At 45.3% G+C, this 11,332-nt stretch carries 8 protein-coding genes and 5 tRNA genes; 5 read left to right on the forward strand and 8 right to left on the reverse strand.

What is annotated here, in order from left to right:
• Nucleotides 1-97: 97 nt before the first annotated feature.
• From atcJ to H9J30_RS08515, 6 genes are all read right to left on the reverse strand, one after another.
• The gene (gene atcJ, locus H9J30_RS08490; protein WP_011071964.1) at nt 98-382 is read right to left on the reverse strand and encodes a cold adaptation protein ActJcold adaptation protein ActJ; all 285 of its coding nucleotides are present in this window, start codon (nt 380-382) and stop codon (nt 98-100) included.
• 712 nt (nt 383-1,094) lie between these two features.
• Nucleotides 1,095-1,185 (reverse strand) — tRNA-OTHER (locus tag H9J30_RS08495).
• 187 nt (nt 1,186-1,372) lie between these two features.
• Nucleotides 1,373-1,449 (reverse strand) — tRNA-Met (locus tag H9J30_RS08500).
• Between the two features lie 147 nt (nt 1,450-1,596).
• Nucleotides 1,597-1,673 (reverse strand) — tRNA-Met (locus H9J30_RS08505).
• A 47-nt stretch (nt 1,674-1,720) separates the two neighbouring features.
• Nucleotides 1,721-1,797, reverse strand: a tRNA-Met gene (locus H9J30_RS08510).
• Nucleotides 1,798-1,834: 37 nt separating this feature from the next.
• Nucleotides 1,835-1,911, reverse strand: a tRNA-Met gene (locus tag H9J30_RS08515).
• A gap of 257 nt (nt 1,912-2,168) precedes the next feature.
• Between H9J30_RS08515 and rlmKL the strand changes: the two genes are divergently transcribed.
• The 5 genes from rlmKL to rmf all read left to right on the forward strand — a co-directional run bounded on the left by rlmKL (nt 2,169) and on the right by rmf (nt 8,685).
• Nucleotides 2,169-4,304, forward strand: a complete 2,136-nt coding sequence (rlmKL, locus tag H9J30_RS08520; protein WP_240130615.1) for a bifunctional 23S rRNA (guanine(2069)-N(7))-methyltransferase RlmK/23S rRNA (guanine(2445)-N(2))-methyltransferase RlmL — start codon at nt 2,169-2,171, stop codon at nt 4,302-4,304.
• The gene (locus H9J30_RS08525; RefSeq protein ID WP_203431887.1) at nt 4,291-4,536 is read left to right on the forward strand and encodes a glutaredoxin family protein; all 246 of its coding nucleotides are present in this window, start codon (nt 4,291-4,293) and stop codon (nt 4,534-4,536) included. Before rlmKL ends, H9J30_RS08525 begins: the two co-directional genes overlap by 14 nt.
• Nucleotide 4,537: 1 nt before the next feature.
• Nucleotides 4,538-6,460 (forward strand): ABC transporter ATP-binding protein, encoded by a 1,923-nt coding sequence (locus H9J30_RS08530; RefSeq protein ID WP_240130616.1) that lies wholly within the window; start codon nt 4,538-4,540, stop codon nt 6,458-6,460.
• A gap of 28 nt (nt 6,461-6,488) precedes the next feature.
• A complete protein-coding gene (locus tag H9J30_RS08535) occupies nt 6,489-8,321 on the forward strand; it encodes a DUF3466 family protein (protein ID WP_240130617.1) in 1,833 nt (610 codons plus the stop codon).
• A 187-nt stretch (nt 8,322-8,508) separates the two neighbouring features.
• On the forward strand, nt 8,509-8,685 hold the full coding sequence (gene rmf, locus H9J30_RS08540) for a ribosome modulation factor (RefSeq protein ID WP_011071969.1): 177 nt from the start codon (nt 8,509-8,511) through the stop codon (nt 8,683-8,685).
• A gap of 108 nt (nt 8,686-8,793) precedes the next feature.
• Here rmf and fabA read toward each other — a convergent pair whose 3' ends face one another.
• Both fabA and H9J30_RS08550 read right to left on the reverse strand, forming a co-directional pair.
• Complete coding sequence (gene fabA / locus H9J30_RS08545) at nt 8,794-9,309, reverse strand: bifunctional 3-hydroxydecanoyl-ACP dehydratase/trans-2-decenoyl-ACP isomerase (protein WP_240130618.1); 516 nt, start codon at nt 9,307-9,309, stop codon at nt 8,794-8,796.
• A gap of 73 nt (nt 9,310-9,382) precedes the next feature.
• The gene (locus tag H9J30_RS08550) at nt 9,383-11,116 is read right to left on the reverse strand and encodes an AAA family ATPase (RefSeq protein WP_240130619.1); all 1,734 of its coding nucleotides are present in this window, start codon (nt 11,114-11,116) and stop codon (nt 9,383-9,385) included.
• Between the last annotated feature and the right edge of the window lie 216 nt (nt 11,117-11,332).

An 11,332-nucleotide genomic window follows, 5' to 3' on the forward strand; every position in this document is an offset into this window, starting at 1 on the left:
ACAAATAGCTTATCGAAATAAAACGTACCGAAATAAATTGCTCAACATCAGGAGCTGCGAATTTAACCGCTCGTTTATTTGGTACTCAAAATAAATATTAAGGGTAGAACTGATCCCATAATTCGCGCATGGCGCTATTGGGGTCGGTCACTATCACGTTGTTGAAATCTCGGATAAACGCATTTCTAAGCTTAGGATCTGATAGGACTTCATACGCTTTTTTAACGCGTTCAAGTTGTTGTGATGCTTGCTCTTTTTCTTCATCAGAGGCACCTAGCAACTTGTCGGGATGATATTTGTTTGAGAGCCGGCGATAGGCTTTTTTAATGTCGTCTTCTTTGGCACTAGGTTTGATACCAAGCACACTAAAGTGGTTAATCATATTTGTACCTGCAGGCGATGGGTTGGTATCGCAAGATAAAGCTTGAGTGCTGATTATCTGCCAATTTGTGGAATTATGATTAGTCAGCGACGGATCATAACAGAAATGCTTGTTGGGCGGCAAACGACGATGGCTGCATTTAGAGGGAAAAGTGAATCCGTAACTGGGAGTTGTGAAAATCGGCAACTGTACAGGCAAAAGGCATTAGTTTGCTAAGGTGCAATAGACACAAATGTCAGTTCAGAAAGCTATTTCTGTTCGAGTTAACGGCTTAGTTTTCGTAAGGCACATTCCGAATGTAGTTAGCGCAATTCGATAAACGATTAAGGCAAATCAGGCAAAACTCAAGTCAAGATGTATTTCGGGTATAAAAAACAGCTTATGCTGGCCTAGTCGTTATTTTTGTATAAATTGGTTGCGGGAGCCGGATTTGAACCGACGACCTTCGCCCGGGGTTTATAAAGGCTTGAGCCAGACGAGCTGCCATATTGCAACGCTATAGATAAATTTCGGGTATAAAAAAACCAGCTTATGCTGGCCTAGTAGTTATTTTTGTATAAATTGGTTGCGGTAGCCGGATTTGAACCAACGACCTTCGCTCGGGGTTTATAAAGAGTTGAGCCCGACGAGCTGCCATATTGCAACTCTGTAGATAAATTTCGGGTACAAAAAAACCAGCTTATGCTGGCCTAGTCATGATTTCTATATTAATTGGCTGCGGGAGCCTGATTTGAACCGACGACCTTCGCTCGGGGTTTATAAAGAGTTGAGCCCGACGAGCTACCATGCTGCTCCATCCCGCGTCCGATATCTATTTGTATTACTTATATTTGCTTCAAATGGTTGCGGGAGCTGGATTTGAACCAACGACCTTCGCTCGGGGTTTATAAAGAGTTGAGCCCGACGAGCTACCATATTGCAACTCTGTAGATAAATTTCGGGTACAAAAAAACCAGCTTATGCTGGCCTAGGCGAGATTTTTGTATTAATTGGTTGCGGGAGCCGGATTTGAACCAACGACCTTCGGGTTATGAGCCCGACGAGCTACCATGCTGCTCCATCCCGCGTCCGATTTATACTGTTGATCACTGTTTTAATTCTGTCATCTTAGAATTGGTTGCGGGAGCCGGATTAGAACCGACGACCTTCGCCCGTTGTTTATAAAGAGTTGAGCCCGACGAGCGGTTTCTTTTTATAAACGGATACATCTAAATTGGTTGCGGGAGCCGGATTTGAACCGACGACCTTCGGGTTATGAGCCCGACGAGCTACCATGCTGCTCCATCCCGCGTCCGATTTATACTGTTGATCACTGTTTTAATTCTGTCATCTTAGAATTGGTTGCGGGAGCCGGATTTGAACCGACGACCTTCGGGTTATGAGCCCGACGAGCTACCATGCTGCTCCATCCCGCGTCCGATATCTATTTGTATTACTTATATTTGCTTCAAATGGTTGCGGGAGCTGGATTTGAACCAACGACCTTCGGGTTATGAGCCCGACGAGCTACCATGCTGCTCCATCCCGCGTCCGTCTTCAAAGCGGGGCAGACTATAACGGCAGCGCGGTGGCATTGCAAGGAGGAATTCTAAAAAAACGGACGAATGCTTAAATATAAAGCGTAGTGCGGGTAATTCATCCATTATTGGCCGCGATATGGGATTTTAGTGGATTAAAAGCGGGTCAACAGCCTGACTAAATCGAGTTTTGGCTAATAACTGTTTATCTTTTATGTTGCTTCGCAGGTATAATGTCGGTTTGATTTTGACTGCGTATTGATTATCCCATGCTTAATTTTTTTGCTGCCGCCCCTAAGGGCTTTGAATATAGCTTAGCCCAAGAACTGACAGAATTTGGTGCGACTGAGATTAAAGAAAGTGTAGCCGGTGTCTATTTTACCGCGCCTCTCACCTTAGCGTATCGTATTACCCTGTGGACGCGTTTAGCCAGCCGTATTGTACTGGTGATCTATAAGGGCCCCTGTGAGTCGGCGGAGCAGTTATATAATGCAGCCTACTGTATTGATTGGTCTGCACATTTCTCTAATCGCAACACCTTTAGTATCGATTTCCATGGCACGGGTGGTTTTATTAACAATACCCAGTTTGGTGCGCTAAAGATTAAAGATGCAATTGTTGACCGTTTCCGTGATGACGGTGATGCCCGTCCAAACGTCGCCCGTATCGATGCCGACATTAAAGTTGATGCCCATTTTCGCAATGGGGTCATTACCATTGCGATGAATTTTTCTGGTCCATCACTGCACCAACGCGGTTATCGTTCAACCACGGGGGAGGCGCCTTTAAAAGAAAACCTCGCGGCGAATATGCTGGTTCGCAGTGGCTGGAAAGCAGCCCCAACCACCTTACTCGATCCCTTCTGCGGTAGCGGTACAGTGTTGATTGAAGCGGCTTTGATGGCCGCCGATATTGCTCCTGGTCTACAACGCAGCCGTTTTGGTTTCGAACATTGGCGTCGTCACGATAAGGCCACTTGGCACGAAATTGTCGAAGAAGCTAAAGCGCGTGCTTCGCTTGGGGTGAAGCGCTGCGAAGTGAAGTTCTATGGCTCGGATATCGACTCACGCCTAGTGGCGCTAGCAAAACGTAATGCACAAAATGCCGGCGTGCTTGAACTGATTGAGTTTAAGGTGGCAAATGCCCTTAATGTAGAGCCGCCAGCGGCTGAAGGTTACCTCATCACCAACCCTCCTTACGGTGAGCGTTTAGGCAGTGTGTCTGAGCTGTTGCAGCTGTACTATCAATTAGGCGATAAATTCAAAAAAGAATTTGGTGGCTGGAAAGTGGCCATGCTGTGTAGCGATATCGAGCTTATCTCAGCACTGAAACTTAAAGCCGATAAACAGATGAAGATGTTTAATGGCGCCCTAGAATGTGCCTTTAACTTATACACGCTTCACGCACAAAGTACCCGCCGCGATACGCCAGTATTGCCAGAGGGCGTCGATATTGCTGATATCGCCCCCGCTTTTGCTAACCGTATTAAGAAAAACGCTAAGCAATTTGAAAAGTGGGCCCAAAAAGAGGGGATCGATAGTTATCGCCTCTATGATGCTGACATTCCGGAATACAACGTCGCGGTCGATAAGTATCTTGATTATGTTGTGGTACAAGAATACATGGCACCAGCCAGTATTCCTGAGGCCGTCACGAAACGTCGTTTAAGCGATGTGCTGCTGGCTTTGCCTGCGGCGATTGGTGTCGATCCACACAAAATCATTATGAAGACCCGCGAGCGTCAAAAGGGCACTAGTCAATACCAAAAGCTGGATGAACGTAAGTTAGAGCTTATCACCACTGAATATGGCGCTAAATTTAAGCTGAACCTGACGGGTTATTTAGATACTGGGCTGTTCCTCGATCATCGATTAACTCGCCGTTTGGTGGGGCAAAAATCCAAGGGCCGCCGAGTACTGAATTTATTCTCTTATACGGGCTCAGCTTCGGTGCATGCCGCGTTAGGCGGGGCAAAGTCAGTCACGACTGTCGATATGTCAAACACTTATCTTGCTTGGGCGAAAGAGAACTTTGCCCTTAACAATCTCAGTGGCAAACAATATGAGTTTGTTCAGGCTGACTGCTTGCAGTGGATCCGCGATTGTAACGAACAATATGATTTGATTTTTATCGATCCGCCCACCTTCTCAAATTCCAAGCGCATGGAAGACTCCTTCGATGTGCAACGTGATCATGTAAATTTACTCGGTATGCTAATCAAGCTGTTAAGTCCAAACGGTGAATTGGTGTTCTCTAACAATAAGCGCAAGTTTAAGATGGACATTGAGACTTTAACCAAAATGAAGATTAAGGTGCAAAACATCGACGACATGACGTTGCCGCTGGATTACAAACGTAATCCTCATATCCATAACACCTGGTTAATTACCCATGCAGATAAATAATGCATTGCAGGCAAGCTATGTGTTGTATCACACCGAAGGTTGTCACTTGTGCGAACTGGCGGCAGCCTTGTTAAATGCCGCCCAGGTACGTTATACCGCCATCGATATTTGCGATGATGAAACCTTAGCAGAGCGTTATGGCGTGTCGATTCCTGTGGTTAAAGCCCAGGACGAGCGTTGTTTATGTTGGCCATTTGATGCCACGCAATTACAAGAATTTTTAGGAGCTTAGTTTGAGTCTGGTTCGTATCAATAATGGCTCGTTAGCCTATGGTTACACCCCGCTACTGCAAAATGCCGATTTCACTATCGAGCGCGGCGAGCGGGTTTGTATTGTTGGCCGTAACGGTGCAGGCAAGTCGAGTTTATTAAAGATTTTATCTGGCGATGTACTGCTCGATGAAGGTGAATTTAACATCGACGGCAGTGTGACGGTTAGTCGCTTGCAGCAAGACCCACCTAAAGCTGAGCAGGGCACGGTTTACGCCTACATTGCCGCAGGTTTGAAAGAAGTTGGTGAAGCCCTAGAGCAATATCATCAGTTGTCCCACGATGTCGCTTTTGCTGAGCCTGAGCAAATGGAGCGCATGCTCAATCAGATGCAAAAGCTGCAGGAAACCTTAGATCACCATAATGGCTGGCAACTTGACTCGCGGATCAATCAAAATTGTGAGCTTTTGGGGTTAGATCCTGATAAATCTTTAAGTGAGTTATCCGGTGGTTGGCAACGTAAAGTGGCTCTTGCCCGTGCGTTAGTCAGTGCGCCAGATTTATTGCTACTCGATGAGCCAACCAACCACCTCGATATCGATACTATTGAATGGCTAGAAAAATTCCTGCTGGATTTCCAAGGCGCCATCGTATTTATCAGTCACGACAGGGGCTTTATTGCGCGCATGGCTACGCGGATTGTGGATTTAGATCGCGGTGTTGTGACCTCATGGCCTGGTAATTATCAAGCCTACCTTGATGGTAAGCAGGAATGGCTGCGGGTCGAGGCCGAGAAAAACGCATTATTTGATAAGCGCTTAGCCGATGAAGAAGTGTGGATCCGCCAAGGTGTTAAGGCGCGTCGTACCCGTAATGAAGGCCGTGTGCGTGCGTTAAAAGCCTTGCGCCAAGAACGCAGTGAACGTTTAAATCGTCAGGGCAATGCCAAAATGGCGGTGGCCGAAACAGAACGTTCGGGTAAATTGGTCTTTGATGTGAAGGACTTAAACTATAACTTGCCCGATAAAAATCTGGTAAAAAACTTCAACACCACAGTGCTGCGTGGCGATCGCATCGCGTTGATTGGTCCAAACGGTTGTGGTAAATCGACGTTAATAAAATTATTGATTGAAAAGCTACAACCTCAATCGGGTGAAGTGAAAGTGGGTACTAAGCTCGAAATTGCCTACTTCGATCAATACCGTGAAGCATTGGATCCTGAGCAAACCGTTGAAGATAACGTGGGAGAAGGTAAAAAGACCATCACTATCAATGGTCAAGACCGCCATATCCTTAGTTACTTGCAGGATTTTCTGTTCTCGCCAATGCGTGCCAGAACGCCAGTGAAAGCGTTATCAGGCGGTGAGAAAAACCGTTTATTGCTGGCGAAGTTACTTATTCGTCCCGCAAACCTTATCATTCTCGACGAACCGACAAACGATCTTGATATTGAGACCCTAGAATTGCTAGAGTCGCTGCTGACTGAATATGAAGGCACGTTATTACTGGTCAGCCACGACCGGGCGTTTATTGATAATACCGTGACCAGCAGCTGGTGGTATGCCGGCAATGGTCACTGGACAGAGTATGTTGGCGGTTATCAGGATGCTATCGATCAAGGTGCAAAGTTTTATTCTGAGGAACCTAGTCAGACAAACACGGTCGAAGCACCTGCGACCGCAAAAACCGCTGAGGTTAAAGTGGCAGAGCCTGCCAAAGCCGCAAAAAAACTGTCCTATAAATTACAGCGTGAATTAGAGGCTATGCCTGAGCTGATGGAGAAATTAGAGGCCGAAATCCTCGAGTTGCAAACTACAGTGGCGAGCCCAGATTTTTATAGTCAGACGCAGGATAAAATCAATCAGGTATTGAGCCTGTTAGCGGATAAAGAAAAGCAATTGGAAGTTTGCTTCGAGCGATGGGAAGAGCTTGAGTCACTGAAGTAAACCAATAATAAAAATGGGAATAGAATTAATGAAGTCAAAGTTGGATAAAGCCCTGTCCTTGGTTGCCTTAGGTGTCCTTGGCGTATTACACAGTGCCCATGCTGCACCAGTTTATGAAATTGTTAACATTGAAAATTATGATTTGCAACGTACAGGTACCCTCGAAGGTGCCCGTAATGGTTACGCTTTAGGCATCAATGCTAACGATGAGTTGGTTGGTATTGCTAAAGGTAAGAAAAAACTCAGTACATCTGATGTCGAAGGTGGGATTATCGACGTTGAAGATGGTATCGCTCCAGAGGAAACCATCACCTATTCAATTACGGCGGCGATTGTTGCCAACAACTTTGCCTTTATTGCGGCGCAAAATGGTGCGGCTGGTGCTTGGTTGCCAACTTTCGATAGTATCAATGGCACCACGCCACCAAGTGATACTTCGGTTGTCAACTCTGTCGACACTTTTTACTACGACATCAATGATGCAGGCCTGAAAGTGGGCAGCATGACGGCCCCTGAAAAGAAAACAGAAAATACCGCGACAACAGATAATACCACCGACTACTGGTATTATCGTGATTACGAGTACCGTGGTGTTGCCAAAGTGGGGGACACCGAAATCCCATTACCGCCTCCCTATACTCAGTATGTTAAGGACGATAAAACGGTTCAACTGGGCGGTTGGTCAGCGGCGACAGCGGTAAACAATAATAACTTAGTAGTGGGTTACGCCAGTACAGATATCAGCAAATATGGTGCTGATCGTGTGGCTTACTGTTTAAGCACTGATAACACTTTACCGTTAGATGTGTGTATTCAGCGTGAACAATACCCTAATGACCAAGGCACGCGTAACATTCAGTACCAAACGCGTGCTTTCATTTGGCAATTGGAAAATGGTGCTGCCACAGGTACAGCATTACCGCTTGGATTAACACCTGCAAGTGATAACACGCTGACATTTACCGCGCAGGCATTGGGCGTAAATAATGACGGCGTGGTGGCTGGTCGCTCGCACGTTTATCGTTATGGTGATACCGGTAGGCTACATCAAGATGCGGCTTATTGGAGTAAAGATGCTGAGGGTAAATACCAATATCATTGGATCCCAATGGCTGACGCTGTTTCGAGCTCTATTGCCTATGATGTAAACGACAATGGTATCGTTGTCGGTAGCTATCGCAGTTATATCTCAGGTTATTTACGCGATAAATTCTTCTATTTTGATATCAATACCCCGGATGTGCCTTACGTCACGCCCAATGATTTTGCTGCAACTACGACAGATTTGTCTAGCAAACCTAAAGATATTAATAATAAAGGCCAGATAGTTGGTTACATTGAAACCACCTATGACAAAGAAAAACCGCGTCCTAAGGCTGGCTTCCTGTATGAGAAATCAACGGGTGAATTTAGTAACCTCAACACATTGCTGACATGTGAATCTAAGGGCTTTGAAAAGGGTGCAGATGGCAATTGGACTCGCCATAAGGTTGAAGTGCAGGACGGTACTGGCAAAGTACTCAGCTATAACAGCGATATCCAGGTGGTAGAAGCGTCAAGCATTAATGAAGATGGTACCATTGTGGGGACTGCCTTTATTCGTAAGCCTTCTTATCAATTCGATAAGAATGGCAACATTATTGTTGGCGAAAACGGCTTACCTCTGTTTGAACTCAGTGGCAATGGCGAACCTGTTACCGCCTACGTTCCTCGTATGGTGGTGCTTAAACCCGCAACCAATGGGCAAGCTTGTACTGTGGATGACAGCACAGATACGGGCAATTATGAACGTCAAGGCGCCGCATCACTTGCGTGGTTACTTGCCTTACCGTTAGTTTGGTTGCGTCGTCGCGTTCGCTAGTTTTTAAGCTTGAATTCAGACTCAAAAAATCGAGGCAAAATGCCTCGATTTTTTTTAATCATGATCTCAATAGTTTAATAAATAGTCGATAAAATGAACAATTTTTTGATTGATCTCAGCGTTGAAAAGCACTATTTCTATGGGTGAAGCTGTTGCTTCTATTTCACGTAGAACAGAGGACGCTTGCATGAAAAGACAAAAACGAGATCGTTTAGACAGAGCTTTTTCAAAAGGATTCCAAGCCGGTATTGGTGGACGCTCTAAAGAGCTTTGTCCTTATGCAAATCTTGATTCGCGATCACAGTGGTTAGGTGGTTGGCGTGAAGGTGTTGATGGCCGAGTTAATGGGCTATTTAATAAATAGCGAGTTTTTCTCGCAGTTAAATAGCCCTGAACAGACAGAGTAATGCAGCATAATTGCCCTCAGATGAGGGCATTTTTGTGTCTATTGGATCATGTAGGGTAAAGCGAATTAGAAGGTCGATGTATCGCTAAAGACACCGACTTTAAGATCGGTTGCACTGTAAATTTGGCGACCATCGACTTCAAGGATGGCATCGGCAATACCCATTACCAATTTACGGTGTATGGTGCGTTTGATATTGAGCTTATAAGTGACCTTTTTCGCGCCGGGTAATACTTGACCAGTAAACTTAACTTCACCCACACCTAAGGCGCGGCCTTTGCCTTCTGCGCCTTCCCAGCCTAGGTAAAACCCAACGAGTTGCCACATAGCATCTAAGCCTAAGCAGCCAGGCATAACAGGGTCAGCGATAAAGTGGCAATCAAAAAACCATAATTCTGGTTTAATATCGAGCTCGGCAACAATTTCACCTTTTCCAAACTCACCACCGTTGTCATTAATGGTAATGATCCTGTCGATCATCAGCATGTTGTCTACGGGGAGGCGAGGGGAGTTTGGACCAAATAATTTCCCATGGCCACAGGCGATAAGTTCTTCTTTATTGAAACTGTTTGCTTTATTCATTGTTTTACTACTCCAGCAATAAGAGCGCCAAGATTAGCGAACACGTGTAAGCTAAACAACTCCGATCAGCTAATTAATGTCGGAAAAATCCTAATTTTGCGAGTAATCTCGTTATTAAGCCAATTTCTTCTTCACCGTTACCCGCAAGCTTGTCTAGTCGTTGCTGTACTAGACCGTATAAGGACTCCGCTGGGAAGTCGTTATCTTCGTCGGCAACCCCGGCGGGCATCTGCATCAAAAGTTCGACCGCTTCATCCATATGTTCAATGGCATAAATGTGGAATAAGCCTTTGCCTACAGCTGTAATGACTTTGGGATGAAGGTTCAGCTGTAACATATTCGACTTGGGCATAATCACGCCTTGTTCACCCGTTAACCCTCGGCGCTCACAAAGATTAAAAAAGCCTTCAATTTTTTCATTAATACCGCCGATCGCTTGCACATTGCCAAATTGATCCAGCGCTCCCGTAATGGCTAACGACTGAATAATCGGTTGTTCTGCAATGGCCGACATCAAGCAGCAATATTCGGCAAGCGAGGCGCTATCGCCATCGATCTCCTGATAGGACTGCTCAAATACAATATTGGCATTAAGATGCAATGGTGCATCGCGACCAAAGATACGATACAAACAGGCTGAAAGGATCATCATCCCTTTAGCATGAATATTGCCACCTAATTCAGACTTTCTTTCAATATCAGCAACTTCGCCGTCACCATAGTGCACCGTTGCGGTGATCCGCGCAGGTTCACCATAGCAGTGATCAATTGCATCAATAACAGTAAGACCATTAATTTGTCCTACCATAGCGCCTTCAGTTGGCAGATTTATGAAATTATCATCAAAACTTTGGCCCGAAAATTCCTCAGAGCTGTTATGGCGATAATTGGCTTGCGATAGCGCACGTTCAATGCTGGCGGCATTGATTGTCGATTTACCGCGATAGACTTTTGCCTGTGCCATTAACTGGGCCAAATCAAGCATAGAGAGACTTAAGCGACGTTGGTGCTCAGTTAATCTGGCACTGTGTCTAAAGAGTGGTGCAAGACTGGATTGCTCTAATGTGACATTGACACTTTGCGCCACTGTTTGTAGCCAACTGGCATATTGCGCTTCTTTAAAACGGGTCAAATCGAGTTCACCTGCCAGTTCGGCCAACAGGTTAAAGTGGCGTTGGAATTGCCAATCTTCGGATCTAATTTGGCTATAGATTAAACCAGCGCCAATTAAAATAATTTTACAATTTAATGGAATAGGGCTTAGGTTGTGGCTGATTTGATACTCTTTTTGCGTCAGGATTTGCATCAGCAAATCCCATAAACTTTCACGTTTCCAGAGGGATTCTGCGCAGATAAATACATAGTGGCATTCGGCTAGTGCACCTGCTTGATATTTACTGCTATTGCCTGATTGCACCATACGGCCAAGAAGGTCTGAACGGCGGATATTGCCGCTCAGATAGCGATAACTGACATGCTTTTCGGCAATTGAGCCTTGATTGTCCTGCGGTGCTTCATATTGCCAATGGAATTGAATGGCGTTGTCTTCGGGGCGCTTTGCCACCAAATAAGCCGCCGGCAATGGCTCAAGCGTTTCCATTAAGGCTTTCATCATTAATAGTCTGTCGATGCCAGGGAAATCTGCGAGATACAGTTGTTGATCGGCAATGGCGTTATGTAACTTAAAGGCATCCAACACGCGCTCTTGACCTAAAAGTAACGCTTTGAATCCTGTCGGCAATTGCGGCAGGACGGGAAGATTAAATTCAGGAGCGAGTGAGGATGAAGGTATCAAGAGTGAATTCATATAAGCATTTACCGTGAAAAGTTACCGCGATTTTACCATACCAAGACGGCAAGTCTCTTACTGTATAGGTGTTTTTATGAGGGTTTACCCAGATATTGCTGAAAATGTGTAGGTAATTTGGCCGAAAAATCATCCGCCTGAACATAAGATGAGCATTTGACACAATATTGAAAGATTGCTGTTTACAAGCGCCGATGATGCTTATATTATTTGCGG

Origin of the sequence: Shewanella cutis (genome assembly GCF_022410515.1) — a bacterium.
In the GTDB taxonomy this organism is placed as follows: domain Bacteria; phylum Pseudomonadota; class Gammaproteobacteria; order Enterobacterales; family Shewanellaceae; genus Shewanella; species Shewanella cutis.

What these genes read in the sequence shown, in the direction of transcription:
- fabA (WP_240130618.1), bottom strand. Translation starts at nt 9,309, where the DNA reads ATGAATAAAGCAAACAGTTTCAATAAAGAAGAACTTATCGCCTGTGGC.
- H9J30_RS08535 (WP_240130617.1), top strand. Translation starts at nt 6,489, where the DNA reads ATGAAGTCAAAGTTGGATAAAGCCCTGTCCTTGGTTGCCTTAGGTGTC.
- atcJ (WP_011071964.1), bottom strand. Translation starts at nt 382, where the DNA reads ATGATTAACCACTTTAGTGTGCTTGGTATCAAACCTAGTGCCAAAGAA.
- H9J30_RS08525 (WP_203431887.1), top strand. Translation starts at nt 4,291, where the DNA reads ATGCAGATAAATAATGCATTGCAGGCAAGCTATGTGTTGTATCACACC.
- rmf (WP_011071969.1), top strand. Translation starts at nt 8,509, where the DNA reads ATGAAAAGACAAAAACGAGATCGTTTAGACAGAGCTTTTTCAAAAGGA.
- H9J30_RS08550 (WP_240130619.1), bottom strand. Translation starts at nt 11,116, where the DNA reads ATGAATTCACTCTTGATACCTTCATCCTCACTCGCTCCTGAATTTAAT.
- rlmKL (WP_240130615.1), top strand. Translation starts at nt 2,169, where the DNA reads ATGCTTAATTTTTTTGCTGCCGCCCCTAAGGGCTTTGAATATAGCTTA.